We start from the raw sequence: 24,411 nt of genomic DNA, 5'->3' as shown, positions 1-24,411 counted from the left end.
CGAGCGTCACGCCTCGGGTATGCGACTGGAGGAGTACTGGGGCGTCGGACCCAAGACGAGCGAGCGCCTCGAATCGGCGCTCGGAACCGAGCGCGCGGTCGAAGCCATCGAGTCGGGCGAGGTCCGGGCGCTGGTGTCGGCGGGCCTGCCCCGCGGCCGAGCGACCCGCATCCTCCGCCGGGCCAACGGCGGCGACGGGATGTCGGTGCTGGCGACCCGCGACACCCGGTCGGTGTACAAGCAACTGCTCGACGTGGCGAGCGACTACGCCGTCACGGAGGCCGCGGCCGACCGCATTCGAGTGTTGACCCCGCTCCTCTCGCGAGAGGCCGCCCGAGAGCGCCTCGACGCCGTGACCGACGCCGCCGACTCGTGGAGCGGCCTCGACACCGACACCCGGCGCGAAATTCTCGACGCCTTCGAGACCCACGCCGCGGACGACCGCATCGGCGACGACGAGGCCGCGGTCCGGACCGCGCTCGCGATTCAGGACGCCGACCTCGAAGCCGCGGCGTCGGCGCTCGCCGACTTGGACGGCGGCGACGTGGCTCGGGGCGTGGACGACGAACTCGATTCGGCTCGGGACGCGCTCGAATCCGCGGCGGCGCTGTCGGCCGACTCGATAGACGCGATGGCGGAAATCCGCGAAGAAGCCCGCGCCGGAGCCGAGTTCTCGGAGGTCGTCGTGGACTACGTGGCGACCGAGACCGACGCGGGGTTCCAGCGGGTCAGGGACGCCGTGCCCGACGACGCGGTGGACGCCACCGACTTCGTGACCGCGACCCTGCGCGACCTCGTGGCGGACCTCCGCGAGGAAGTCGAGGAGCGCGAGCGGTCGGTCGCCCGGCGACTCCGGGGCCGAATCGCCGACTCTCAAACCGCCATCGACGCCGCGAAGGCCGCGGTGGACGACCTCGCGTTCCACCTCTCGCTGGCGCGGTTCGCGGCCGAGTTCGACCTCGAACGCCCCGATTTCGTGGAGAACGGCTTCGCGGTCCGGGGCGCGCGAAACCTCGCGCTCGCCGCGACCGACGACGACGTTCAGCCCGTGAACTACGCGGTCGGCGGCCACGGTCTCTCTGCGGACGACCACGACGCGTCTGCCGACCCTTCCGACGGCGACGGGACCGCCGACCTCCCCAACGGCGACCGAGTCGCGGTCCTGACCGGCGCGAACTCCGGGGGGAAGACCACCCTGCTCGAAACGCTGTGTCAGGTCGCCCTGCTCGCCCAGATGGGCCTACCCGTGCCCGCCGAACGCGCCGAGGTTTCCATCTCGGAGGACATCGTGTTCCACCGCAGGCACGCGAGTTTCAACGCCGGCGTGCTCGAATCCACGCTCCGGAGCATCGTCCCGCCGCTGACCGAGGGCGAGGACACCCTGATGCTCGTCGACGAGTTCGAGGCAATCACCGAACCGGGAAGCGCTGCCGACCTGCTCCACGGTCTGGTCAGGCTGACGGTGGACCGCGGAGCCTTGGGCGTGTTCGTGACCCACCTCGCCGACGACCTGAAGCCCCTGCCCGAGAAGGCCCGGAAGGACGGCATCTTCGCCGAAGGGCTGGACGACGACCTCGGTCTCAAGGTGGACTACCAGCCCCGGTTCGGCACGGTCGGCAAGTCCACGCCCGAATTCATCGTCTCGCGCCTGCTCGCGGGCGCGGACGGCCGGGCCGAGCGCGCTGGCTTCGAGACGCTCGCTCGGGCGGTCGGCGAGGAGGCCGTCCAGCGAACCCTGGACGACTGGTCGCCCGAAGACGACTGATTTCGACACTCATGCCCACCTCAGACCCTGACTCGCCTCGTTCTCCACCGTCGCCGTGGCCCGCCAGACTCGTCCTCGTCGCGGGCATCCTGCTCGGCATCTTGGGCGCAGAGGCAACGCTCACCCGGCGCGCATCGCTCATCGGCGTGGATTTGAAGGTGTACTACCTCGCGGCCGAGACCGCGCTCGCTGGCGGCGACTTCTACGCCGCCTCGCCCGACGGCCACCCGTACAGCTACGTCTACCCGCCGATTACGCTCCCGCGGTTCTACCCCTACGCCCTGCTCGATAGCTGGCAGGCCGCGTTCGCGGTCCACACCGCGTTCAACGTCGTATGCGCGCTCGGCGTGGCGGTCCTGCTCGTGAAGTTCACGGAGCGATACCGCGAAGATTCCCTGCCGTGGCTCGACCGCGTCCTCGTCGCGGGGTTCGTCGTGCTCTCGCTCCACTCGATGCCCTCGATGCTGTACGGCGAGACCAACTTCTCGCTCCTGCTCTGCATCGTTGCGGGGTTCTGGTGGCTCGACGCCGACTCGGCGGAGTCGGCGTCGAGCGAAGCGCAGGGCGAAACTGGGAGTGAAGCACGAGACGAAACCGGGAGCGAGGCGCGCCGCGCCTCGCTCCCGGTTTCGCGCGAGACGCTGGCCGGAATCGCCTTCGCGATTCCCGCGGTCGTCAAACTGTTCCCCGCCGCGGTCGGTCTCTGGCTCCTCCGGGCGAAGGCGTGGCGGACAATCGCCGCCGCGACCGCGACCGGCGTCGGCGCGTTCGCGGTGGGGTTCGCGGCGTTCGGCGTCGAGACCCATCTGACGTACGTCCGGGCCGCCGTGGTCCCGCGACTCTCGGGCGAGGAGTTCGTCGGCGGACTCGACCCCGCGACCCAGATGGTGACGCTCCGGCGGCCGATTTCGGTGCTGTTCCCGTCGCTTCCCGAGAGCGCGTACGGCGTGCTGGCGTTCGCCCTGCTCGTGCCCGTTGTGGCCTACACCTTCCGGCGAATCGAGACGCCAATCGAGCGCCTCGTCGCCATCTTCGTCACGATGACCGCGATGGTCGTGGGGTTCCCGTCGCTGTTGCTCTACTTCGTGTTCGTCTTCTTCCCGATGATTCCGCTCCTCTACCTGCTCGATTCGGGTCCCGCCCGGAAACTGTTCGTCGCGGGCGCGTTCGTCGCGAATTTCGCGCTCACCGCGGCCAACGTCGAGACGCTCGTGACCGAGACGCCGGTTCCCCACGCTTCGCTCGCGGTGCTCGACCCCCTGCTCGCGCTGGCGACGCCGCCGCTCTACGGGACGATGTTGATGCTCGCGGGGTGCGTGCTGGCGGTCAGAAGAACAGCACCCACGCCAACAGCCCCATCGTGAGAATCGAGAGCAGCGCCGGAAACAGCGCCAGCGCGACATCTAGAATCCGACCCAACTGCCGTTCGTTGTCCACGGGCGTCAGCACGCTGTAGCCACACGACACGCACTGCTTGCGGTCGGTCCGGTGCTTTCGCCCGCAGTCCTTACACTTCCACGTGTTCGACCCGAGTCCCATCGGCGTTCGGCCGAACCCACGAACCGGGGGTTGTTATGCTTTACCCCCGAGCGAAAACAAGTCGTCGCGTCTCGTCGGTCCTCGTCCTCTGCCGTCCACCCCACCAGTTTTCCGACTCGGCGTCGAGACTCGCGAGAACGGGGAGTACCTTATGCGGACCAAGACCAGATGGTACCAGAACGCGACCATCTACGCCATCGACGTGAAAACGTTCGCTGACGGAACGGGCGACGGCGTGGGGGATTTCGCGGGGCTGACCGACCGCCTCGACTACCTCGCGGGTCTCGGCATCGACTGCGTCTGGCTCTTGCCGTTCTACCCGTCGCCGAACCGCGACAACGGGTACGACGTGACCGACTACTACGGCGTGGACTCCCGGTACGGTACGCTCGGCGACTTCGTGGAGTTCGTGCGCGAAGCCGACCGCCGGGGGATTCGGGTCCTCGTGGACCTCGTGGTGAACCACACTTCCGACCAACATCCGTGGTTTCGGGCGGCCCGGTCGGACCCCGATTCGAAGTACCGCGACTACTACGTCTGGGTGGACGATCCGCCCGAGTGGCCTGACCCCGACCGCGGCCCGGTGTTCCCCGGCGAGGAGGACGCGGTGTGGAGCTACGACGAGGAAGCCGAGGCGTTCTACTACCACCGGTTCTACCACTTTCAGCCCGACCTCAACGTTGCGAACCCAGACGTGCGCGAGGAGATTCGGAAAATCATGGGCTTCTGGCTCCAGTTGGGCGTCTCGGGGTTCAGGGTGGACGCCGCGACCCTGCTCATCGACAACAAGGGCGGTCTCGAATCGACGCGGCTCGACGACCCCCACGGTGTCCTCAGGGATATGCGCCGGTTCGTCGAGCGCCGGGGTGACGATGCCGTCCTGCTCGCGGAGGCCGACGACGACCCTCGAAACCTCGCCAGCTACTTCGGCGCGGGCGACGAGGTGAACGTCCTGCTGAACTTCCTGCTCGACGCCTACCTCGTCGCGGCGCTCGCCGAGGAGCGCGCCGCCCCGCTCCGGGAGGTGTTCGACCTTCTCCCCGAAATTCCAGAGGAGGGCCAGTGGGCCAACTTCCTCCGGAACTTCGACGAACTCAATGTCGGTCGCCTCCCGAAGTCCTACCAGAAAACCGTCTTCGAACGGTTCGCGCCCGACGACGAGATGCGCATCTACGGCCGGGGAATCAGACGCCGACTCGCCCCGATGCTCGCGGGCGTCTCCGGGAGCGAAGCGACCGGAGGCCCGCCGGACGAGTCCGGCGGCGACCGCGACCGCATCGAGCTCGCGTACAGCCTCCTCTTTTCGCTTCCGGGAACCCCGCTCGTGGTCTACGGCGACGAAATCGGGATGGGCGACGACCTCTCGCTTCCCGGCCGAAACGCGGTTCGGACCCCGATGCAGTGGTCGGCCGAAAAGAACGGCGGCTTCTCGACCGCCGAGTCCGAAGCCCTCGTCCGGCCCCCGATTTCGGGCGGGAGGTACGGCTACGAGACGGTCAACGTCGCGGACCAGCGCGGCGACCCGAATTCGCTCCTCCAGTGGTTCTCGCGGCTGATTCACGCCCGACGGGAGTGTCCGGAAATCGGTCGGGGCGACTGCGAACTTCTCGATACAGGCGACCCTGCGGTCTTCGCGCACCGGATGGTCGGCGAGGAAAACGCTGTCGTCGCTGTTCACAACCTCGGCGAATCTCCGACGAGCGTCACGCTATCGCTTGCTGGTGACCCGATACGCCTGTTCGGACGCGACGGGGGCGTGGAGTTCGAACGGGTCGAAACGGGCGAGTGGCGCTTCGAGTTGGGGCGGTACGGCTACTGTTGGGTGCGAATCAGGTAGCGCCGAACTCGGCCTCCAGAATCGCGACGTTGCGCTCGTTGGCCTTGAACACCGCGTCGAATATCGTCCCGATGACCGGAATCGACCCGAGGACGGTGTCGATGCCGATGTTGACGAGCATCTGGACGAGCGTCTCGCGCGACGCGCCCATCCGCGCGGCCTCGCCGACGGTGTAGAGCGAGACGGCGGCCGAGACGGTGTCGCCGCCGACCGGGAGGATACCGAGAATCGGGTCGAGACCGATTTTGTAGTTGATAACTGGAACCTCGAACGCCTCGTCCAAGAGCTTGCTGATGGCCCGAATGCGCTCCATTCCGGGCGGTTCGTCCTCGACGGACACCTCGATTCGCTCCCCGCCAGCGTCGGATTCGGAGTCGATTCCCATGCCGGATAGATGGTCGTGCACGGAGAAAAGTTCGCTGGCTCTTTCGGAGAACTGTGAAGACGACAGCGCCGCGAAGCGACCGACTCCCGGTGCCTATGAAACCGCATCGGCCCCCATCCGCCAGCATCCACCCGCAACCGCCCGCACAAGCGCTTCCGTCGGTGCTGACGCTCGGATTCCGCCCTGCCGCCGAACCCACCTTTATGGCCGTCGCACGTGAGGTCCGGGCATGGAGTACACAACGCTCGGACAGACGGGAATGGAGGTCAGCCGAATCTGCCTCGGCTGTATGAGCTTCGGGTCGAGCGACTGGCGGCCCTGGGTCCTCGACCCCGAGGAGGGCGAGGAGATAATCGAGCGCGCAATCGAGTTGGGAATCAACTTCTTCGACACCGCGAACATGTACTCGAACGGCGAGAGCGAGCGCGTCCTCGGGGACGCGCTCGACGGCCGCCGCGACGAGAGCGTGGTCGCCACGAAGGTCTACTTCCAGATGGACGAGGACGACCTCAACTCCGGCGGTCTCTCGCGGAAGGCCATCGAGCAGGAACTCGACGCCTCGCTCGACCGCCTCGGAATGGACACCGTGGACCTCCTACAGATTCACCGCTGGGACGACGACACGCCCATCGAGACGACCATGCGCGCGCTCGACGACGCCGTGCGTCGGGGGAAAGCCAGATACGTCGGCGCGAGTTCGATGTGGGCACACCAGTTCGCCGAGGCGCTCCACGCCAGCGAGTCGGCGGGCCTCGAACGCTTCGAGACGATGCAGAACCACTACAATCTCGCCTACCGCGAGGAGGAACGCGAGATGCTCCCGCTCTGTGAGAAGGAGGGAATCGGCGTGATGCCGTGGAGTCCGCTCGCTCGCGGCTACCTCACCCGACCGCACGAGGACATCGACGCGACGACGCGCGGCGACACCGAGGAGCACATGTACCGCCATCCCTACCGCGAAGGCGGCGGCGAGGAAGTCAACGAGCGCGTTCAGGAACTCGCGGCCGAGAAGGGCGTCACGATGGCTCAAATCGCGCTCTCGTGGCTCCTCCACAAGGACTGGGTGGACGCGCCAATCGTCGGCACCACCAGCGTCGAGCATCTGGAGGACGCAGTCGAAGCCCTCGAAATCGGCCTCACTTCGGGTGACATCGCGTATCTGGAAGAACCCTATCAGCCGGTTCGGGTGTCGGGCCACGACTGAGGCGCGACCGAGCTAGACAATATATTTTGGCCGAAGAAAGAAATATATGCTTCAATCTCGTTGTACCGAGTATGTCGGACGATGCTCACCGCGATGGCCCACCTCCGTTCGATAGACCTTTCGAGGGTGAGGATACGAAGCAACGCGTGTACGGCGCGGTTCTTCACGCCCGAGAGCCGATGACCGTCTCCGAGCTCGCTGAGCGAGCGGACTGCTCCGAGGAGTCGGCGCGAACGCACCTGTCTTTCTACGACGACCTCGGTATTGTCATTCGCCACGAAGGCAGGCCGGTCCGGTACGAGCGTAATACTGACTACTTCGAGTGGCGACGAGTGAACAGACTGGCACGGGAGAACACCGTCAACGAGTTGCAGGTCTACGTGTCAGAACTGACCGACCGGATTGAAGTATATCGTGACGAATACAACGCTGACTCACCTGCCGAAGTCAACGTCCTCGAATTCGACGCGACGCAGATTGACGACGTATACGTGGACCTCGGCGACTGGGCCACCGCTATCGAGGAGCGCCGCCTTCACGAACGCGCTCGGAGGAAAGCCGCTGGCTCCACGGCCCCATCACACGGCTAACGATGGTGCCGATGGACGACGGCGCGAGTCCCGCGCCGATAGACCGGTCGGTGTTGGAGCGAATGCAGTCCCGATTCGTCGGCAGTCGAATGGTCGAGTCCGCGGAATTAGTCGAAGAACGAAATCTGTATCTCCGTGTCGAGTTGTCCCGAGAGTACTACCCCGGTGAGGTGTCCGCTCGCTTCGAGATTCGCTGGTACCGCAACGATGATTTCAACGCCCACTACCAAGAAGAACGGCGGGAAACTTCGTGGAAGTGTCGGTGGGACCGACATCCGAACGCGCACAACTCACGGGACCACTTCCATCCTCCGCCGACCGCCAGCCGCACCGACGCGGAGGACGCTCAGTGGCCTCCGGACCATCGGGACGTGAGCCGCCTCGCCTTTGGCCGCATTGAGAAACGCATAGAGACACTGTGGGAACGGCGATAGGCAGGCGAACTCTTCAGTCGCTCATACCCGACACGCGTTGGTATATTTGCATCTCGCACTTACCGAAGCTCACGCTTTAGGTCGCTTCCGTCTCCGAATCAAGGAACCGATACCAACTACGACGAACTCTCAGTCTCGTTCTCGGCCTGCGTTTGCCCGACGCCGCCGTCGCCTTCGACCGTGACGAAGGCCACGGCGCTGACCGGCAGACCGTCCGCGACGTACGGCCTGTCGGTCAGGTCCACGTCGGAGACGTTGCCCTCTTGGGCGGTCGTCGCCGCGGCCTCGGCTTCGGTCACGTTGAAGTCGAACACTTCGTCGTCGTCGGTGTCCACGTGCGGCACCGCGACCAGCACCTGCGACCGGTCGATGCCGGGTTCGAGTTCGACCGTGAGGTCCTCGTGTTCGCCCGGTTCGAGGTACGTGGAGTTACCGAGCAAGGTCCCGTTTTGGGCGAACACCGCGACGAATCCGCCCTCCGAGAGGTTCGTCGCGTTCACGACGACCGCCGACCCGTTCGAGGACTGGTCCTCGAAGGTGACGGCCGCGTCACCGTCGGTCGAGTCGTTCGCGGGCGTCTCCTGTGCGAGGGTCGTATCCGCAGTTGGCGGGCCAACGAAGTCTGGACCCGCGTCGGGCGCGGCGACTATCAGTGCGACGACGACGGCCCCGAGTCTCGCGTTTCGTGTCGTTTTCGCTCGGACCATTCTCGCTCGGACTCTCGGCGGGACCGCGAATAAACGAGCGCGACCGTTCGGCGGTGTTCACTTCCGTAACACCGAGATACGCTGATTAGGCCCGACCTACGCCGAGGGCGCTCGACTCGGCCGACCGCGGCGATTTCACTTTCGCTCTCCTGTATACGCCTCCTTATGACCCCCCGACGCGAAGGACGGTCGATGGCAACTACAGAGAAACTGGACGTCCTCCCCGGGGTCGGCCCCGCCACCGAAGAGAAACTCCGAGAGGCGGGCTTCGACTCGTACGCCGCGCTCGCGGTCGCCAGCCCCGGCGAACTCTCGAACACCGCCGACGTCGGCGAGTCGGCCGCCTCGGACATCGTCCGGGCGGCCCGCGACGAGGCCGACGTGGGCGGCTTCGAGACCGGCTCGACGGTCCTCGAACGCCGCGGCGACATCGGAAAGCTCGGGTGGGGCGTCCCCGAGGTCGCCGACCTGCTCGGCGGCGGCGTCGAAACCCAGTCCATCACCGAAGTGTACGGCGAGTTCGGTGCCGGGAAGTCGCAGGTCACCCACCAACTCGCGGTCAACGTCCAGCTTCCGGAAGCCTACGGCGGCTTGGCGGGGAGCGCGCTGTTCGTGGACAGCGAGGACACCTTCCGACCCGAGCGCATCGACGACATGGTTCGCGGGCTGGAAGACGACGCCAAGCAGGCCGCGATGGACCTCCACGAAGTCGAGAGCGAGGACGACCTGATAGAGTCCGTCCTCGACAAGATTCACGTCGCGAAGGCGTTCAACTCCAATCACCAGATGTTGCTGGCGGAGAAGGCCAACGAGGTCGTCAAGGAGAACGCCGAAAGCGAGTGGCCGATTCGGCTGGTCTGCGTCGATTCACTCACGGCCCACTTCCGGGCTGAGTACGTGGGTCGCGGAAAACTGGCCGAGCGCCAACAGAAACTCAACAAGCACATCCACGACCTCGTGCAACTCGGGAGCCTCCACAACCTCGCGGTCCTCGTGACGAATCAGGTCCAGTCGAACCCCGACGCCTACTTCGGCGACCCCACGAAGCCAATCGGCGGCAACATCCTCGGCCACGCCTCGACGTTCCGCATCTACCTCCGGAAGTCGAAGGGCACCAAGCGCATCGTCCGACTCGTAGACGCGCCGAACCTCGCGGACGGTGAGGCCGTGATGCGCGTGGAAGGCGAGGGGCTGAAGCCGGAGTAGGGTTCGCTTTCGTCCAGTATCTGATGATTTCCTCTCCGATTCGGCTACCTTATAGAGAGCGATACGTGAACGGCACGGTGCCGGTGGCGACGGTCCGCTGTAGACGGCCACCAGTTTTTATTATGAATTACGTCGTCTCATATTTCGATGAAGACGAGGCCGTCCTCTCTTTCGAGACTTTGGCGTACACCACGGGATGCTGACTCGGATAACGCGTTCACAATCGAACGCTTGACGACGTAAGAACGTGTGTGGAGCATCCGATTCCAAACTCGAAATCGCTGTCCTCGTTAGCGACGAGTCTATCGAGAAGTGGCAACGGAACGCGTTAGCGACGCTCGTGGCGGAGCCTGATATCGACATCACACACGTCGTAATTAACAACGGGAATAACGTCTCCGATTACAGGAGAGAGTGGATGGCGTTCGCCCGGGACGCACTCGAACGAATCCGTGCGTATCCGCTCTGGTCGCTCGTCGGTGTTGCCCGACTTCTGACGCCGACCCCCGAATACGAGCGACACGTTCGAATCGACTCTATCGAGGGCGTCTCGAACGCTGAACGACTTTTTTGCTCGCCACAATCTGAAGGCGAGTTCTGGAACACATTTCCGGGCGAAATCGTTGACCGCATCGAAAACGTGGACGTGGTCGTCCGATTCGGCTTCGGGATGATAAAGGGCCGAATACTCGAAGCGCCGGAGTACGGCGTTCTCAGCTACCATCCCGGTGATATCCGCGCGTATCGCGGTCAGCCCGGTGGGTTCTGGGAGTTTCTCGACGGCGAGGACGAGATGGGGGTGACGGTACAGCGACTCAACGAAACGCTCGATGGCGGTGAAATCGCCGCGCTCGAAGTCATCGACATCAAGGAAGTGAACACGTGGCAGGAAATCAAAAAGAAAGCGTTCTCGACGGCGGAGGGAATGTTGCCTCCGGCCGTCCGGTCGCTCACAGACCCGGAGAAGGCGGTCGAACATCCCGACGAGATTGGAGCGTTATATTCGACTCCGACGGGATGGGCCGTGGTACGATACGTCTTCAAGAACACTCGCGGGCGGATTCGGAACTACATCTCCGATAGGGTCCCGCCACTAGGCCACGAGTAGTGTTGACCGAGGCTCACGGACCGATGCCCCACAGCGTCGAGCCGAATGACAACAACCGTTTTCACTTTCCGTGGCGTACCCCCACTATTGGAGTATGTTACCATGGAACACTATCGTGGAGACTCCCCAGTTGCCGACATCGCGTATCTCGCTCGGTCCGACCATCGCGTCCCGACGCTCGTCGCACTGACGGAGCGGCCCCGGAGTCGCTCCGAACTCTGCGAGCTGACCGGGGTTTCGTCCTCGACGATGCGCCGGACGCTGGACACGTTCGACGACCGGCTCTGGGTTCGCAAAGAGGGGTATCAGTACACGGCGACGCGACTGGGGGAGGTCGTCGCATCGGGGATGGAGGACCTTCTCGAACGAGTCGAAATCGAGCGAACGTTGCGTTCCGTCTGGCACTGGCTCCCCGACGCAATCAGCGAATTCCCGTTCGAGACGTGGTCGGAACTGACCGTAACCGTCGCCGAACCCGACGCTCCGTACCGTCCGGTGGGACGGTTCGAGTCGCTTCTCCGGGAGTCGACAACCGTACGGTTCCTTCGCCCCGAGGTCGCGCTTATGGACCTGTGTTTCGACGTGCTTCACCAGCTAATACAGGAGGGCGTAGACGTGACGCTAATCGACCGACCGGAGTGTCACGCGTACTTTCTCTCGACGTACCCGAATCGCAGTTCGGAGATGATGCGACGGGAAAATTTTACCGTTTTAGAGCACGACGACCTCCCGCAGTACGGACTCGGCCTGCTCGACGAACGCGTCACGATTAGCTGTTACGAGCGTGACAGCGGAACGGTACATGCAGTAATCGACACCGACGCGGCGCCGGTCCGTGAGTGGGCGGCGTCCGTCTACGAGACCTACAGGTCCGGTGCGCGCAGCGTCGAACAGCAAAACCGCGTCGAGTGAGGTTTGTAGCGGCGCAATTCCGGTTCTGCTCCAATCGCTTTTTCGAGGAGCGTGAGGCGGAGTGACTCTCGTGACGTGGTCGGACCCAACGACCGTCGGATTGCAGTCGGTGGTTCGGTTGCAGTGGCTGCAAGAGCGCCAGTAACCGCCGAATCTCCACGAAATAGCTACACGACTCTCGGCTTCGTACGTACTCCTGCGGGAGGAGACACGAGCGTCGCTCCGAACGCTGGGAGACAGACGTTTCCGACCGCGGAGACACGAACCATGACCGACGAACGACAACTGTCGCACGGTATCGACCTCGAAACGCTCGAAGGGTTCGCCGCTCACGCGGCGGCGAACCCCGAAGCCGTACAGTTCGGCCTCGGGGCGTCCGCGACCTACGAGGGGACGGCCGCACACAGCCTAGCGAAAGTCGATAGCTACGAACTCGGAGGCGAGACCATCGCTCGCGAAACGCGCGAGTACACGGTTCCCTACGGGGCTTGGAAGGAAGTGTTGGACGCTGGTGGGTGGGTCGGCGCGACGGACCGACTCGAACCGATAGAGGCGGCGCTATCGGCGCTGGCCGCCTGTATCAACGTCGGCATCACGATTAACGCCGCCGCCAACGGCGTGGCCATCGACCACCTCCGGACGCGCGTCCGAGCCGATTTCGACCCGGCGGTCCTCTTCGACCTCGCGGAACTCAGGGAGGCCGACTCGGTCTTCGAGAACCTCACCGCCGAAGTCGAAATCGACGGGGAGGACCTCGACCGGGACCTGATAGACGAGTGGGCGCGGCGGGCACCCGTCTACGCGTTCGTCTCACGCGCCCAGGACATCGAGATGACTATCGACGCGCCCGCCGAGGTGGCGGGCGACGACTAATCGGCCCGGCAGCGATTCGGTCTCGAATCAGACACGAGCGACAGCGACGGGTCAGTAGCCATCTCCATCCGTGCGCCCGCCGGTATCTACGTCGCGAGACTCTGTCGGGGCGGGACTCGCCACCGGCCCTCGGAGGTCGCTCGTAGGCGACGCTACTGAACGCCGATACGCGAACCGCGACGTGCAGAACGCCTTTAGCCCGAGGCGACCTACCGACGATTAATGGACGTTTCAGCGTCGGCGGGCGCACGGCCACAGATTCACACCGCCCCGCGAACGGACGTTTCGCAAAATCAGGGCGCGTTCAGGATTCATTTCAATTTCCCCGGGCGCGCCGTTCCGGGCCACGACGACCACGGCTACGGGCCGCTGGCGACGGTCGTCGAGTCGTTCATGGACCCGGGGACGCTCATCCGGATGCACCAGCACCGCAACGAGGAGATTATCTCGTGGGTGCCCGACGGCGTGATGCGTCACGACGACCGGCAGGGCAACGAACTGGTCACCGACCCCGACCACCTGATGGTGATGAACGCCGGTCGCGGTTTCTGGCACGCCGAGGAGACGCGCGCGGACGACCCGCCGTTGCGGATGCTCCAAATCTTCGTTCGCCCCCACAGCCTCGGCCTCGAACCCGGTATCCAGCACGAACCGATTCCCGACGCGGTTCCCAACGAGTGGCGACACCTGTTCGGTCCCGAAGACGGTGACGCCCCGCTGTACGTCCGTAACGACGTCCACTTTTACGACTGTCGGCTCGACGCCGGTGCGACCGTCACGCTCCCGTCTCGTCCCGGATGGGACACCTACGTCTACGTGTTCGACGGGGCCGTGACGGCGGGCCGCGACGAGACTACTATCGGCTACACCGAAAGCGGACTCGTGACCGATGAGGAGGACGTGTCCGTCACGGCCGACGAAGATTCGCTCGTCGTCGCCTTCTGTATCAATCTCGATGCCCCGGTCACTCGCCAAGGGATGATTGGCCGGTGAGAACGGCCTTCTCGAACGCGGCAGACGCCACCGCGATATATGGACCTTTGTTCGTAAAGCCCGCACTCGAACACGTGGTAAAAGCAGCTATCGTCGTTCTGGCTGGTACCGAATCGCACGCCGACCTCGGTCGGGTCGTGAACGCATTAGAGGCGGCGAAGGAGTTCAAAGACGAAGGCGACGACGTGACGGTGATATTCGACGGCGCGGGAACGCAGTGGGTCCCCGAACTCGAAGACGAGTCTCACGACGCCCATCCGCTCTACAAGACGCTCGAAGACCACGTTCAGGTCTGCGATTACTGTGCGGGCGCGTTCCACGTCGGCGACGAAGTCGACGAAAGCGGGGCCGAACGCATCGCAGAGTACGACGGCCACCCCAGTATTCGGAGTCTGGTCGCCGACGGCTACGAAGTCATCACGTTCTGAACCGAGGCGGAGCCTCTGAATCCGTATCGAACGCTCGCAGGACGGCCGCACTCCTGTTGAACTCATACTAGATACTGCCCTCGTACTACGTTACCTTTCGGTATCTTCTTCGAAAGCGATGCACATAAACCCGACCTAACTCGGTGGAAACCGGATTACTACGGCGTCACCGCCGGAATTTCCGACGGGCGAACGTCGGGACTCAGCGCCATGGCGCTGAGCCCCGACGAATTAAATAACCAAGAGTAACTACATTTCTCGTAGTTACTCTTATACCCCCTCGGATTGACGGTTCACGCATGACGCACGCGACCGACGAGACCGACGCAATCGGACAGCTCGAAATCTGGTGCGCCGGGGAGGACTGGTGCCCGGTCACGACCACGGCGTCGCTCATCAGCAAGAAGTGGCACCCCGTCATCATCCACCGCCTCATCGAACACGGACCGAGCGGTTTCAACGACCTCAAGGAGGCCGTCGATGGGATTTCGAGCAAGGTTCTCTCGGACAGCCTGAGCGACCTCGAAGAAAAACGGCTCGTGAACCGCGAGATTGTCAGCGAGAAGCCGGTCCGCGTCGAGTACTCGCTGACCGAACACGGCCAGTCGCTCCAGCCCGTCATCTTCGCGATGCGCGACTGGGGGATGGAACACCTGTCCGAACCGGACGAGTAGCGCGCTCACGACGACCGGCTAAACGGCCGCCAGTACAGCAGTCCGACCGTGAGGACGAACACGACCGTCGAGAGCGCGTACGACTGGGAGTACACCGCCGTCGCGAGTCCAGACGTTCCCCCGGCGACTCCGGTCGCGATTGCGGCGAGAACCGGGAACGTACAGCTCACGCACGAGAGCAACCCCAGAAGCCCCGAAATCGGCGTTCCGCTCGCGTCGAGGACCGTCGCGTAGACGAGGTACGCGAGCGCGGCGTAGCCGATTAGCTTGTACGGCATCAACACGACGTTGAGATACGCTCCGCCGTAGAGGAGCGCGGGACCCCACCCGGGCGGAAGCGACGTCACGGCGAATCGGAGTCCGGTCGAGTGGGTGTGACCGTGGGTGACGTGTCCGGGGCCGAAGACGCCGCCCGCGACGAGGAGGACGAGCAGATAACTGCCCGCAATCGCTCCCGCCACCCGAACTTGCGTCCGCGAGGCCGAGGCGGGAGTCGTCCCCAAGACGGCCCACGCTCCGACGTTAATCCAGACGAACGGGTACACCAACGTCGCGAGCGATTCCGGCGTGGTCCCGATGACGCCCGACGAGGCGAGCGCGAAGTAGCCTAAAATCAACAGCAGTTCGAAGTTGAGCACGACTCCCCATCGGAGAAGCGTCTCCTTGTTCGTCTGCAGATTCGTCACTCCGGCGAATCTATCAGTCGCTGTCATCGTTTCGGTCGGTGGTCATGGTTTCTGCCTGTCGTCGTTCCGGGTGGTCGTCGTCGTTCCGGGTGGTCGTCGTCGTTCCGGGTGCTCGTCGTCGTTCACGAGTGGTTCACCGGCCGGTGAACCACTTGTGAACCGTCTGGGTTTCTCGCATGGAATCGGGCAGGTAGTTCCGCGGATGTGTAGCGTGGTCGGTGTGCGGTAAAGAAGACTCGTGAAACGTCCGCTTCTGCCGGATTCGGGAGTGTATTTTGTGAACGTCCCCGAACTGGAGTCGAATGCCCCCCTCGCCTACCGGGCCATCTACGAATCCGACCGTCTTCGAGACTCTCGACCGCGTCCGCTCCCATCAGTTCCATCCGCTGAACGAGAAGACGTTCACCGCCGACCGAGACCTCGGCGTCGAAGGAATCGCGGACCTCGACGACGACGATTGGAGCGTGCGGTTGCTCGCGGTCCGCGACCTGATTCGAGCGGGAGGCGACGCCGTCTCCGAGATAGCTCGCGGACTCCGGGACGACGACGTTCAGGTCCGGTACGTCTGTGCGACCGCACTGGGCGTGCTCGGGGTGGACGACGCGGTGGACGACCTGCAGGAAGTCGCTCGAAACGACCCCAGTCCGCTCGCGCGCTCGCAGGCGGCGGTCGCGCTCGGCCACATCGGGGCAGAACGGTCGCTGGCGACCCTCCGGGACCGTCACGACGAGGACTCCTCGAAGGACGTACGCCACCAAATTGAGGTGGCAATCGACCGAATCGAAAAGGGGGAGAACGCAACTGACGAACTCCGGGCCGTCTACCGAAACCTCGACCCGGAGACGTTCGGCCGACTGAAGCCCGGTGACGCGGCACCCGATTTCAGCCTGCCTGACACCGAGGGCGAGACGTGGCAGTTGAGCGAGGCGCAGGCCGACGGCGAGTGGGTCGTGCTCATCTGGGTGTTCGCCGACTGGTGTCCGGTCTGCCACCGGGAGTTCGACGAGCTAATCGACCTCCGAGCGGAACTCGAAGCCGCGAACGTGACGGTCGCCACCGTCGAGTGCCACGACCGATACCGCGGTCGGGTGATGGTCGGCGAGGAGTTCGAACCCGACTACTGGTTCGCCGAGGAGTCGTTTCAGGAGGCGTACACCGACCGCATCTGGTGGCCCCACCTGCTCGACCGCGCGGGTGCCGTCGGCGCGACCTACGGCGTGGACCCGATGGCGTTCTCGGTCCACGCCGAGTACATCAACCGCCCCGCGACGGTCGTCATCGACCCCGAGGGGGAGGTTCGCTTCGCGTACTTCGGGACGTACTGGGGCGACCGCCCCTCCGTCGAGGAGACACTCGACATGGTCCGGACCGAGGACTTCGACTTCGAGCACCCCGAGCGGCGGCACCCGAACGACGACTAACGGCGTCCGATTCCGTGCGGACCGACACCCACGGAATTTACTCTCTCGAACGCGACCGTCCGACCATGAACGTAAGACAAGTCATCCCCCGAGATGCGATACCGGGCATCGACAGCCCGGAGTTCGACGAGGCGCATTTCGGCGACCCCGACGACCGAGTCATCGTCGTCGAGGCGTCTCCGCCCCGCGCGTACCCGCTCCGAATCCTCCACTACCACGAAATCGTCAACGACGACGTCGGCGCGGACGACCCGGAGCCGATTGCGGTCACGTGGTGTCCGCTATGCGGGAGCGCAATCGTGTACGACCGCCGAATCGACGGGCGGACGCTCACGTTCGGCGTCTCGGGAAAGCTCGCGGACGACGACCTCGTGATGTACGACCGCGAGACCGACTCGGAGTGGAAGCAATCGAGCGGTAAAGCAATCGCTGGCGAGTACGAGGGCAAACGTCTGCACGTCCGACCGGGAGCCATCGTATCTTGGACGACGTTTCGGGAACGGTATCCGAACGGCGTGGTTCTCCAGCCTGCAGACGCCGAGAGCGAAGCCGCCAGCGACAGCGACGACCCCGAACCCATCGACTACGACGAGAAACCGTACGACGACTACTTCCAGAGCGAGGGGTTCGGACTGGACGCCCACCGCGGTTCCGAGTCGAGACAGTGGGACCGCGACGACCTCGAACCGAAGACGGTCGTCTTGGGCATCGAAGTCGCCGACGAGGCGGTCGGCTTTCCGTTGCCGCGAATTCGAGAAAACGGGGGCGTCGTGACGGCTTCGGTCGGCGGAACCGACGCGGTCGTGTTCGCCACCGACGAGGGCGTCCACGCGTTCGAAAATCCCGGATACGACTTCGAACCCGACGACTCGGGGACGTTCGCGGCCGACGGAACGACGTGGAACGGCGCGACTGGTGACGCGACCGACGGGAGACGGCTCGAACGCCTCCCTGCGAGGCGACTGTTCGCGTTCGCGTGGCAGGACGACCACGGCCCGAACGCCTTCTACGCGCCCGAGCGACGGTGACGCCGAACAACATGACCGCCCCGGAATTTCGGACGCCGGACGGAACCCCGGTTCCCGCGGTGTCCGCCGACGAGATGCGCGAGATAGACCGCATCGCGGTCGAAGACCTCGGACTCGGACTGCTCCAGATGATGGAGAACGCCGGGCGCGACCTCGCGGGTCGCGTCCTCGAACGCGACCCCGACTCGGTGACGGTTCTCGCCGGAAACGGCGGAAACGGGGGCGGCGGACTGGCCTGCGGGCGGCATCTCGAAAATCGCGGCGTGTCGGTCACCGTCGTCCTCGACCGTCCGGCCGACGCTCTGGACGGTGCCGCGGCGACCCAGTATCGGATTCTCGACGAGGCGGGGGTCCGAGTAGCTGACGCAGACGCGTCGCTCGCGGACGACGAGACGGACGTCGTCGTGGATGCGCTCGTCGGCTACGGACTGACGGGTGCGCCTCGCGGCCGAGCGCGCGACCTCATCGAACGATGCGGGAACGTCGATACGACGCTCGTCTCGCTCGACGTCCCGTCGGGACTCGACGCGACGACCGGCGACCGCCCCGGTCCGGTGGTCGAACCCGACGAGACCGTCACGCTCGCACTCCCGAAGTCGGGACTCTCTGAGGTCGAGTGCGAACTCACGCTCGCGGATATTGCGATTCCCCGGACGGTGTACGACCGGGCCGGTATCGAGTACGACATCCCGTTCGAACGCTCTTACTGTGTGCCGTTGACTCCAGCGTCGAATTCGTAGACCGCGACTTTCGGGGCACCCCCGACCCATCCGTTCGCTTCGGCGGCCAGAACCTCTCGTCTCACGGATTGGAACGCTACTTCTGATTACCGCTCGGCACCCGCCAAGTCCGCGATTGCGCCGCCCATCACTCGCGCCGCGGCCGCACAATCGTCCCAGTCGGTCCACTCTTTGGGATTGTGCGAGATGCCGTCCTTCGAGGGCGCGAACAGGAGCGCGGCGTCGGTGACGCCCGCGATTCGCTGAGTGTCGTGGGCCGCGCCCGAGTGGAGGTCCATCGTCTCGATTCCGGCGCGCTCGCCCGCGTCGTGGGCCGCTTTTCTGGCGCGGTCGGTCATCGGCGAGGGTTCGAGGTCGAAGGGTCGCTTGAACTCGGTTTCGACCCCGCGCTCGCGTTCGAGGCGCGCGAGGCTTCGGCGAGCGCGCTGGACGAGTTCGTTCATCGAGTCGTAGTTCACGTCACGAATATCGACGCCCGTCTCGACCTGTCCGGGGACGACGTTGGTCGCGTTCGGTCGGACGTTCAGCTTCCCGACCGTCCCGACCGCGGTGTCGCTGAAGCCCGCGACCACCTCGTTCGCGGCGCGCTCCACGTCGAGGACGAACTCGCTCGCGGCCGCCAGCGCGTCGGTCCGGTCGTCCATCGGGGTCGCTCCCGCGTGGTCGGCCTCGCCGCGAATCACGGCGTCACAGTGGGTGATGCCTGTGATTGCGGTGACGACGCCGACCGGAACGTCGGCGTCCACGAGGCGCTCGCTCTGCTCGACGTGGAGTTCGAACCACGCGTCCCACTCGCTCGCGTCGAGGCGACCCTCGCCCCGGAAGCCCATCGATTCGAGCGCGGATTCGAGCGTGGTTCCGTCGTCGTCTTCGAGCGCGAGCGCCTCCTCGACCGTCCGGTCGCCGACGGCGACCGACGACCCGAGCAGGCCTCCGGCGAACTGCTGGCCCTCCTCCTCGGTGAACGAGACCACGTCGATGGGTCGGTCGGGTTCGAGGTCGGCGTCCTGCATCGCCCGGACGGATTCGAGCGCGGCGTACACCCCGAGCGGGCCGTCGAAGATGCCGCCCTCGGGCACCGAATCGAGGTGGCTCCCGGCCGCGACGGGCGCGGCGTCCGGGTCGGCGCTCTCGGGCGTCCACCGGCCCGCGACGTTCCCGACGGCGTCGATACGCACGTCGAGTCCGGCGTCTTTGAGTCGCTCCACGAAGTACTCGCGGGCCTGTCTGTTGGCGTCGGTGCCCGTCAGCACGGTCCGGCCGCGGCCCTCCGCGACGTCGATTTTCCCGAACTCGGCGTTCGCCTCGATGTCCGCCCGGAGTCGGTCGCTGTCCACGTTCATGCGAAAAAGGACGGAACCGGGGCTAATGAGTGTCGCGGGACCGGCAAGGGTCGAATCGTTGGGTCGAGTCCTCGACAGTGTCACAGTCCACAGCTATTAGTCGCCCGTCGGAGACGACTGAGTGATGACCGACAACTCCGTGCGCGCCGAGTGGGAACCCCTCGATGCGGTCAGGGTTCACACCCCCGGCATCGAACTCTGGAGCGGGAGCCTCGACCCCGGACCGAATCTCTTCGAAAACCACGTCCCGCCGGACCAAGCCCGCGCCGAACACGAGCGCATCGTCGCCGCGCTCGAAGACGCTGGCGTCGAGGTCCACCAGCTCGCCGACGACCTCGAGGCCGCCGGAACCCTCGACGAACTGGTCCGAGAATCCGTGTCGGTCCGGACCGACGACGGCGACGAACCCGCCGACGTGGACGGAATTCTCTCGAATTTCGACGCTCGCGAGAAGCTTCAGTTGGCACTCGCACGAGTCACGATGGACCGACACGCGGACGACCCGGCGTCCTCGGACGGCGTTCCGGGAACCGACGGAACCGGAACCCGGAGTCCGGCGACCTCGCTCCGAATCGACCGGCCCATCTCGAACGTCTACTTCCAGCGCGACACCACGATTCTCGGCGACCGCGGGCCGGTGCTCTGTGACATGTACGAACCGGTCCGCCAGCCCGAAATCCCCATCGTACGAGACGCGTGGGACGGAGTCGGCGCGGAGATTCACTACGAGATGTCGGGCGAGCCGATAGAGGGCGGCGAGTTCATGCCCGCGGGCGAGTTCGCTCTGCTCGGCGTCTCGGCCGAAATCGACGGCGAGGAGCGAGTCATCCGGACGAGCTACGCGGCCGGCGAGCGCCTGATGGACGACGGTGCGGTGGGATACGACGAGTTCGGACTGGTGCGGGCACCGCTCGAAGCCGACCGACGACTCAGGCGCGAACACGACGCTGGCTCTCGGGTCATGCATCTCCTCGGATGGTTCAACATCGCGGCCGAAGGACTCGCGGTTCTCGACGCCGACTTGGCTCGCGCCGCCGAAATCGACGTCTACGAAAAGCGCGGCGACACCTACGAGTTCGACCACTCGACCGACACGCTCGCCTACGTCCGCGACGAGAAGGGCTTCGACGTAATCGACATCTCGTGGGACGAGCGGTGGCCGACCAACTTCCTCGCGGTGGACGACGGCGTGGTGGTCCCGCTGTACGAACCCGACGAGACCGGCGCGTATCGCCCCGAGAACAACCCGACGATAGAGGCCCTGAAAGAGCGCGGCGTGACGGTGTTGCCCGACGGCGAGGGTCTCCCTCGGGCCGCGCTCACGAACGGTGCGGGCGGCATCCACTGCATGACGACGCCTATCCACCGGGGATAGACGCGGAGGGTGATTCCGGCGTCTCGGCCACGACCATCTATCGCGCTCATTCCTCTTCGTCGGACCGAATCCGTTCGAGATACGCCGCAACCCGGTCGTTGCCCCAGTATCGAACCGACTTCGAACGCGGGTCGTAATCGAGGATGGCGGCGTCAGACAGTCGCGGGAGGTGCTGGTGGTGGAGCGTCGCGGCGACCTGCTGGCGGTGCTGTTCGGGGTCCGTGTCGCCCCGTTTCTCCTCGGTTTCGTGCTCGGTCACGTACGCTACGATGTCGTCGAGTTCGACCGTTTTCCCCGACATATCTTCGAGGTACGCGAGCGTAAGCCGACACCGCGGTTTCGACAGCATCTCGAACAGCGTATCGAGCGAAAGGTGGGGGTCGTCGGGTGGTTTCGGTATCGTTTCTCGCGAGGGGTCCTCGTCGTCCTCGCTTCTGCTACCACTCCCGGCCTCGTAGTCGTCCCCGCGCCCCCGAGCGGTATCATCACACATGTTACTCTGTGTCAGTGGAACCATCGGTTTAGCTCTGTCGGGGATAACTGCGAATAGGAGGTTAAATTCAACTATTCGTTCGATTTATCGCTATAAATAAATATTGAAAGCGTGATGCCCCGGGAAATTCGATTTTCGAGCGTGAGGCGACCGTGAGCCGACACGAGACGTTTGCGTTTACGTAAACGCAAATATACTTCGGACAACTCCATTCGACGATACCCAGATTCGTCGGAAATCCACCGCAGGCGGCCATCGACACCCGGAATTGTCTCGGCAACGATATGTTCCGGGACGCCGATTGTCCGAACATGCGAGCGTACAAATCGAAAGTCGTCACGCCCATCCGTCTTCCCGACCGCGAGGAGCGCGAGACGAATCTCGACCGGGCGGGCTACAACGTCTTCAATCTCGATTCTTCCGACGTGTTCGTGGACCTGCTGACCGACAGCGGGACCGGAACGATGAGCGACGCCCAGTGGGCCGCTCTGATGCGCGGTGACGAGGCCTACGCCGGGTCCGAGAGCTTCGACCGATTGAAATCCGCAGTCTCGGACGTGATGGGATTCGAGCGAGTGATTCCGGCCCATCAGGGCCGGGGAGCCGAAAACGTCCTCTACGGCGCGTTGGTCGAGGACGGCGACTACGTGCCGAACAACACCCACTTCGACACGACGCGCGCCCACATCGCCAACGCGGGGGCCGAACCGGTGGACTGCCCGCTCGACGGTGCGCTGGCGGGCGACCGCGACTTCGCGGGGAACCTCGACGTGGCGAAAGTCCGGGACCTCGCCGACGAAGTCGGAGCCGAAAAGATTCCCGCAGTCCTCGTCACGATTACGAACAACTCGCTGGCTGGCCAGCCCGTGAGCGTCGAGAACGTCCGCGAGGCGCGCGCGGTCGCCGACGAACTCGACGCCGTGCTCGTCATCGACGCCTGCCGATTCGCCGAGAACGCCCACTTCGTCCGGGAACGAGAGGCCGAGTTCGAAGGCGCGTCGGTCGCCGAGGTCGCGCGCGAACAGCTATCCTACGCCGACGCAATCGTGATGAGCGGCAAGAAGGACGGCCTCGTCAACATCGGCGGCTTCGTGGGCCTGCGCGAGGACGCGGACGCGCTCTACGAGCGCGCCCACGAGCGAGCCATCCTGTTCGAGGGGTTCACGACCTACGGCGGGATGGCTGGCCGGGACGTGGCCGCGATGGCGGTCGGCCTCCGCGAAGCCGTCGAGGACTCGTACATCCGCGACCGAGTCGAGCAGGTCCGGCGACTCGGCGACCTGCTCGCCGACCGCGACGTGCCCGTGCATCGTCCCACTGGCGGCCACGCGGTGTACGTCGATGCCGCGGCGTTCCTGCCGGAGATTCCGCGTGCGGAGTTCCCGGGACAGGCGCTCGTCTGCGAACTCTATCGAGGGGGCGGGGTGCGCGCAGTCGAACTTGGAAGCTTCGCGTTCCCCGACTCGAATCGTCCGGAACTCGTCCGCCTCGCGCTCCCCCGTCGGACCTACGGCGCGGACCACCTCGAACACGTCGCCGAGACGTTCGAATCCGTGGCGGAGCGACGGGACGCGGGCGAAATCTCGGGCCTCGAAATTACGAAGGAGCCGGAGATGGCCGAACTCCGCCACTTCAGCGCGGAGTTGCGGCCGATGAACGAGTAGGCCTGCGGCCCGGCGCGACGAAAGCCGCAGCCCGCGAATCTTCGCTCGGTGACACAGCCGCCAGACAAGGACGGTGGCACATTCCACCGGACAAGGCCGGTGTCACAAATTTCAGGGTGGGACTGAAAGGGGCCGCCCGGTCACGCTTGTCTTGGTCGTCTGACCGGCCCCTATCCGCGCCGATGCGGTGCGTTGCGGCGAGGCGCGGATATGCCGCAGAGCGACCGTCTCGTGAGCGAAGCGAACGGGACCTCGGAAGTCGCAGCCCGCGCAGCGAAGCGAGCAGGAACGTCTTCCGGTGGCGACCGGGCGGGGGCTTTCTGGCTGTTAGTGTTCCATCGTCTGCGATTCGTAATGAGTCGATGCGCGATGCGAGGTGCTTTTCCGACCGCCGAACCCTACTGAACCCATGAACGACGACCGGAGCTATCGCGTGCTCGCCGCCCCCGAGTCGGGGCCGCTCCGCCTGCTCGACAGGGAGACGTACGAACCCATCGTCACCGCCGAATCGGGCCACGACGACGCGGTCGCAGACCTTCGCGCGGGCTACCTCGTGGACGCGGACCTCGACTGGTCGAGCGCCGAACCGACGGTTCGCTCGGCGTCGGTGCGCCGTCCGACGCTGTACGCCTTTGCCGACGGAATCGACCCGGTGTTCGAAGTGGCACAGGAGGCGTGGGCCGACGCGCGCGCCGTCGGCGACTCGATGAACAGCCGCGTGACTCGAAACACCGACAACGAGGTCAACGGCGTCCTCTACGTCTTCGCCGAGAGCGAGACGGGCGGCACGTTCGACGCGTTCCGCGACGGTTCGCGACCGCTCGAACCTCTCGTGGACAGGGTGAACGAACGCGAAGGGTCGGCTCCGCGGGAGGTGTTCGTCCTCCGACCCGCCGACGGGGAGTTCGTCGTCGTCACCATCGCGCTCCGGAAGGGGGGCCAGTTCGCCGACACGCTCCGGGAGACGTACGACTGCCCGCGGCCGTCGGAACCGCTGGCGTAGACG

Annotated in this window: 25 protein-coding genes; 19 read left to right on the top strand and 6 right to left on the bottom strand. The window is 65.1% G+C overall.

Annotated elements, in window-relative coordinates:
• Positions 1 to 19 precede the first annotated feature (19 nt).
• Both EKH81_RS12665 and EKH81_RS12660 read left to right on the top strand, forming a co-directional pair.
• Positions 20 to 1,765: a MutS-related protein gene (locus tag EKH81_RS12665; protein ID WP_132058656.1), complete on the top strand. Its 1,746-nt coding sequence runs from the start codon at positions 20 to 22 to the stop codon at positions 1,763 to 1,765.
• Positions 1,766 to 1,776: 11 nt separating this feature from the next.
• Positions 1,777 to 3,129, top strand: a complete 1,353-nt coding sequence (locus EKH81_RS12660; RefSeq protein ID WP_132058657.1) for a glycosyltransferase family 87 protein — start codon at positions 1,777 to 1,779, stop codon at positions 3,127 to 3,129.
• Here the strand turns inward: EKH81_RS12660 and EKH81_RS12655 are convergent.
• Complete coding sequence (locus tag EKH81_RS12655; protein WP_132058658.1) at positions 3,092 to 3,304, bottom strand: hypothetical protein; 213 nt, start codon at positions 3,302 to 3,304, stop codon at positions 3,092 to 3,094. The two genes, EKH81_RS12660 and EKH81_RS12655, sit on opposite strands and share 38 nt — an antisense overlap.
• Before the next feature lie 151 nt (positions 3,305 to 3,455).
• On the opposite strand from EKH81_RS12655, the gene EKH81_RS12650 reads away from it, so the two are divergent.
• The gene (locus tag EKH81_RS12650; protein ID WP_132058659.1) at positions 3,456 to 5,141 is read left to right on the top strand and encodes an alpha-amylase family protein; all 1,686 of its coding nucleotides are present in this window, start codon (positions 3,456 to 3,458) and stop codon (positions 5,139 to 5,141) included.
• Here the strand turns inward: EKH81_RS12650 and EKH81_RS12645 are convergent.
• Positions 5,134 to 5,526: a DUF4112 domain-containing protein gene (locus tag EKH81_RS12645; RefSeq protein ID WP_238392181.1), complete on the bottom strand. Its 393-nt coding sequence runs from the start codon at positions 5,524 to 5,526 to the stop codon at positions 5,134 to 5,136. The two genes, EKH81_RS12650 and EKH81_RS12645, sit on opposite strands and share 8 nt — an antisense overlap.
• Positions 5,527 to 5,755: 229 nt before the next feature.
• Between EKH81_RS12645 and EKH81_RS12640 the strand changes: the two genes are divergently transcribed.
• From EKH81_RS12640 to EKH81_RS19865, 3 genes are all read left to right on the top strand, one after another.
• On the top strand, positions 5,756 to 6,730 hold the full coding sequence (locus EKH81_RS12640; protein ID WP_132058660.1) for an aldo/keto reductase: 975 nt from the start codon (positions 5,756 to 5,758) through the stop codon (positions 6,728 to 6,730).
• A gap of 71 nt (positions 6,731 to 6,801) precedes the next feature.
• A complete protein-coding gene (locus EKH81_RS12635; protein ID WP_132058661.1) occupies positions 6,802 to 7,320 on the top strand; it encodes a DUF7342 family protein in 519 nt (172 codons plus the stop codon).
• 89 nt (positions 7,321 to 7,409) lie between these two features.
• Positions 7,410 to 7,754 carry a toxin-antitoxin system TumE family protein gene (locus tag EKH81_RS19865; protein WP_368407714.1) on the top strand — a complete coding sequence of 115 codons (345 nt, stop codon included), beginning with the start codon at positions 7,410 to 7,412 and terminating at the stop codon, positions 7,752 to 7,754.
• Between the two features lie 116 nt (positions 7,755 to 7,870).
• Here the strand turns inward: EKH81_RS19865 and EKH81_RS12625 are convergent, their stop codons facing one another.
• Entirely contained in the window at positions 7,871 to 8,461 is a 591-nt protein-coding gene (locus tag EKH81_RS12625; RefSeq protein ID WP_162224615.1) for a DUF7282 domain-containing protein, read from the bottom strand.
• 192 nt (positions 8,462 to 8,653) lie between these two features.
• Here EKH81_RS12625 and radA point away from each other — a divergent pair, with 192 nt between their 5' ends.
• From radA to EKH81_RS12590, 7 genes are all read left to right on the top strand, one after another.
• Positions 8,654 to 9,667, top strand: coding sequence for a DNA repair and recombination protein RadA (gene radA, locus EKH81_RS12620; RefSeq protein WP_132058664.1), 1,014 nt, complete (start codon positions 8,654 to 8,656; stop codon positions 9,665 to 9,667).
• Positions 9,668 to 9,914: 247 nt separating this feature from the next.
• Entirely contained in the window at positions 9,915 to 10,775 is an 861-nt protein-coding gene (locus EKH81_RS12615; RefSeq protein WP_132058665.1) for a formyltransferase family protein, read from the top strand.
• Positions 10,776 to 10,877: 102 nt separating this feature from the next.
• Complete coding sequence (locus tag EKH81_RS12610) at positions 10,878 to 11,687, top strand: helix-turn-helix transcriptional regulator (RefSeq protein WP_202935133.1); 810 nt, start codon at positions 10,878 to 10,880, stop codon at positions 11,685 to 11,687.
• A gap of 267 nt (positions 11,688 to 11,954) precedes the next feature.
• Positions 11,955 to 12,560: an OsmC family protein gene (locus EKH81_RS12605; RefSeq protein ID WP_132058666.1), complete on the top strand. Its 606-nt coding sequence runs from the start codon at positions 11,955 to 11,957 to the stop codon at positions 12,558 to 12,560.
• Between the two features lie 222 nt (positions 12,561 to 12,782).
• Positions 12,783 to 13,553 carry a pirin family protein gene (locus EKH81_RS12600; protein WP_132058667.1) on the top strand — a complete coding sequence of 257 codons (771 nt, stop codon included), beginning with the start codon at positions 12,783 to 12,785 and terminating at the stop codon, positions 13,551 to 13,553.
• A 74-nt stretch (positions 13,554 to 13,627) separates the two neighbouring features.
• Positions 13,628 to 13,981: a DsrE family protein gene (locus EKH81_RS12595; protein WP_132058668.1), complete on the top strand. Its 354-nt coding sequence runs from the start codon at positions 13,628 to 13,630 to the stop codon at positions 13,979 to 13,981.
• A 299-nt stretch (positions 13,982 to 14,280) separates the two neighbouring features.
• Positions 14,281 to 14,655: a winged helix-turn-helix transcriptional regulator gene (locus EKH81_RS12590; protein WP_132058669.1), complete on the top strand. Its 375-nt coding sequence runs from the start codon at positions 14,281 to 14,283 to the stop codon at positions 14,653 to 14,655.
• A gap of 5 nt (positions 14,656 to 14,660) precedes the next feature.
• Here the strand turns inward: EKH81_RS12590 and EKH81_RS12585 are convergent, their stop codons facing one another.
• Positions 14,661 to 15,368 (bottom strand): DUF7546 family protein, encoded by a 708-nt coding sequence (locus tag EKH81_RS12585; RefSeq protein WP_132058670.1) that lies wholly within the window; start codon positions 15,366 to 15,368, stop codon positions 14,661 to 14,663.
• Positions 15,369 to 15,643: 275 nt separating this feature from the next.
• On the opposite strand from EKH81_RS12585, the gene EKH81_RS12580 reads away from it, so the two are divergent.
• The 3 genes from EKH81_RS12580 (at position 15,644) to EKH81_RS12570 (ending at position 18,530) form a co-directional block, all read left to right on the top strand.
• Positions 15,644 to 16,762 (top strand): redoxin domain-containing protein, encoded by a 1,119-nt coding sequence (locus tag EKH81_RS12580; protein WP_132058671.1) that lies wholly within the window; start codon positions 15,644 to 15,646, stop codon positions 16,760 to 16,762.
• A gap of 65 nt (positions 16,763 to 16,827) precedes the next feature.
• The gene (locus EKH81_RS12575; RefSeq protein ID WP_132058672.1) at positions 16,828 to 17,790 is read left to right on the top strand and encodes a DUF3179 domain-containing protein; all 963 of its coding nucleotides are present in this window, start codon (positions 16,828 to 16,830) and stop codon (positions 17,788 to 17,790) included.
• 11 nt (positions 17,791 to 17,801) lie between these two features.
• Positions 17,802 to 18,530 carry an NAD(P)H-hydrate epimerase gene (locus tag EKH81_RS12570; RefSeq protein ID WP_238392180.1) on the top strand — a complete coding sequence of 243 codons (729 nt, stop codon included), beginning with the start codon at positions 17,802 to 17,804 and terminating at the stop codon, positions 18,528 to 18,530.
• Between the two features lie 86 nt (positions 18,531 to 18,616).
• Here the strand turns inward: EKH81_RS12570 and EKH81_RS12565 are convergent, their stop codons facing one another.
• A complete protein-coding gene (locus EKH81_RS12565) occupies positions 18,617 to 19,873 on the bottom strand; it encodes a M20 family metallo-hydrolase (RefSeq protein WP_132058673.1) in 1,257 nt (418 codons plus the stop codon).
• 124 nt (positions 19,874 to 19,997) lie between these two features.
• Here EKH81_RS12565 and EKH81_RS12560 point away from each other — a divergent pair, with 124 nt between their 5' ends.
• The gene (locus EKH81_RS12560) at positions 19,998 to 21,248 is read left to right on the top strand and encodes an arginine deiminase family protein (protein ID WP_132058674.1); all 1,251 of its coding nucleotides are present in this window, start codon (positions 19,998 to 20,000) and stop codon (positions 21,246 to 21,248) included.
• Positions 21,249 to 21,294: 46 nt separating this feature from the next.
• Here EKH81_RS12560 and EKH81_RS12555 read toward each other — a convergent pair whose 3' ends face one another.
• The gene (locus tag EKH81_RS12555; protein WP_132058675.1) at positions 21,295 to 21,741 is read right to left on the bottom strand and encodes a DUF7344 domain-containing protein; all 447 of its coding nucleotides are present in this window, start codon (positions 21,739 to 21,741) and stop codon (positions 21,295 to 21,297) included.
• 311 nt (positions 21,742 to 22,052) lie between these two features.
• On the opposite strand from EKH81_RS12555, the gene EKH81_RS12550 reads away from it, so the two are divergent.
• Positions 22,053 to 23,405 carry a tryptophanase gene (locus EKH81_RS12550; RefSeq protein ID WP_132058676.1) on the top strand — a complete coding sequence of 451 codons (1,353 nt, stop codon included), beginning with the start codon at positions 22,053 to 22,055 and terminating at the stop codon, positions 23,403 to 23,405.
• A gap of 409 nt (positions 23,406 to 23,814) precedes the next feature.
• The gene (locus EKH81_RS12545; protein ID WP_132058677.1) at positions 23,815 to 24,408 is read left to right on the top strand and encodes a DUF6663 family protein; all 594 of its coding nucleotides are present in this window, start codon (positions 23,815 to 23,817) and stop codon (positions 24,406 to 24,408) included.
• The last annotated feature ends 3 nt before the right edge of the window (positions 24,409 to 24,411 follow it).

The organism is Halorussus amylolyticus (assembly GCF_004143485.2).
GTDB lineage: Archaea > Halobacteriota > Halobacteria > Halobacteriales > Haladaptataceae > Halorussus > Halorussus amylolyticus.
Note: the sequence above shows the minus strand (reverse complement) of the source record. Positions and strands in the feature narration are given on the sequence as shown.

What these genes read in the sequence shown, in the direction of transcription:
- EKH81_RS12665 (WP_132058656.1), top strand. Translation starts at nt 20, where the DNA reads ATGCGACTGGAGGAGTACTGGGGCGTCGGACCCAAGACGAGCGAGCGC.
- EKH81_RS12660 (WP_132058657.1), top strand. Translation starts at nt 1,777, where the DNA reads ATGCCCACCTCAGACCCTGACTCGCCTCGTTCTCCACCGTCGCCGTGG.
- EKH81_RS12655 (WP_132058658.1), bottom strand. Translation starts at nt 3,304, where the DNA reads ATGGGACTCGGGTCGAACACGTGGAAGTGTAAGGACTGCGGGCGAAAG.
- EKH81_RS12650 (WP_132058659.1), top strand. Translation starts at nt 3,456, where the DNA reads ATGCGGACCAAGACCAGATGGTACCAGAACGCGACCATCTACGCCATC.
- EKH81_RS12645 (WP_238392181.1), bottom strand. Translation starts at nt 5,526, where the DNA reads ATGGGAATCGACTCCGAATCCGACGCTGGCGGGGAGCGAATCGAGGTG.
- EKH81_RS12640 (WP_132058660.1), top strand. Translation starts at nt 5,756, where the DNA reads ATGGAGTACACAACGCTCGGACAGACGGGAATGGAGGTCAGCCGAATC.
- EKH81_RS12635 (WP_132058661.1), top strand. Translation starts at nt 6,802, where the DNA reads ATGTCGGACGATGCTCACCGCGATGGCCCACCTCCGTTCGATAGACCT.
- EKH81_RS19865 (WP_368407714.1), top strand. Translation starts at nt 7,410, where the DNA reads ATGGTCGAGTCCGCGGAATTAGTCGAAGAACGAAATCTGTATCTCCGT.
- EKH81_RS12625 (WP_162224615.1), bottom strand. Translation starts at nt 8,461, where the DNA reads ATGGTCCGAGCGAAAACGACACGAAACGCGAGACTCGGGGCCGTCGTC.
- radA (WP_132058664.1), top strand. Translation starts at nt 8,654, where the DNA reads ATGGCAACTACAGAGAAACTGGACGTCCTCCCCGGGGTCGGCCCCGCC.
- EKH81_RS12610 (WP_202935133.1), top strand. Translation starts at nt 10,878, where the DNA reads ATGGAACACTATCGTGGAGACTCCCCAGTTGCCGACATCGCGTATCTC.
- EKH81_RS12605 (WP_132058666.1), top strand. Translation starts at nt 11,955, where the DNA reads ATGACCGACGAACGACAACTGTCGCACGGTATCGACCTCGAAACGCTC.
- EKH81_RS12600 (WP_132058667.1), top strand. Translation starts at nt 12,783, where the DNA reads ATGGACGTTTCAGCGTCGGCGGGCGCACGGCCACAGATTCACACCGCC.
- EKH81_RS12590 (WP_132058669.1), top strand. Translation starts at nt 14,281, where the DNA reads ATGACGCACGCGACCGACGAGACCGACGCAATCGGACAGCTCGAAATC.
- EKH81_RS12585 (WP_132058670.1), bottom strand. Translation starts at nt 15,368, where the DNA reads ATGACAGCGACTGATAGATTCGCCGGAGTGACGAATCTGCAGACGAAC.
- EKH81_RS12580 (WP_132058671.1), top strand. Translation starts at nt 15,644, where the DNA reads ATGCCCCCCTCGCCTACCGGGCCATCTACGAATCCGACCGTCTTCGAG.
- EKH81_RS12575 (WP_132058672.1), top strand. Translation starts at nt 16,828, where the DNA reads ATGAACGTAAGACAAGTCATCCCCCGAGATGCGATACCGGGCATCGAC.
- EKH81_RS12570 (WP_238392180.1), top strand. Translation starts at nt 17,802, where the DNA reads ATGACCGCCCCGGAATTTCGGACGCCGGACGGAACCCCGGTTCCCGCG.
- EKH81_RS12565 (WP_132058673.1), bottom strand. Translation starts at nt 19,873, where the DNA reads ATGAACGTGGACAGCGACCGACTCCGGGCGGACATCGAGGCGAACGCC.
- EKH81_RS12560 (WP_132058674.1), top strand. Translation starts at nt 19,998, where the DNA reads ATGACCGACAACTCCGTGCGCGCCGAGTGGGAACCCCTCGATGCGGTC.
- EKH81_RS12555 (WP_132058675.1), bottom strand. Translation starts at nt 21,741, where the DNA reads ATGTGTGATGATACCGCTCGGGGGCGCGGGGACGACTACGAGGCCGGG.
- EKH81_RS12550 (WP_132058676.1), top strand. Translation starts at nt 22,053, where the DNA reads ATGCGAGCGTACAAATCGAAAGTCGTCACGCCCATCCGTCTTCCCGAC.
- EKH81_RS12545 (WP_132058677.1), top strand. Translation starts at nt 23,815, where the DNA reads ATGAACGACGACCGGAGCTATCGCGTGCTCGCCGCCCCCGAGTCGGGG.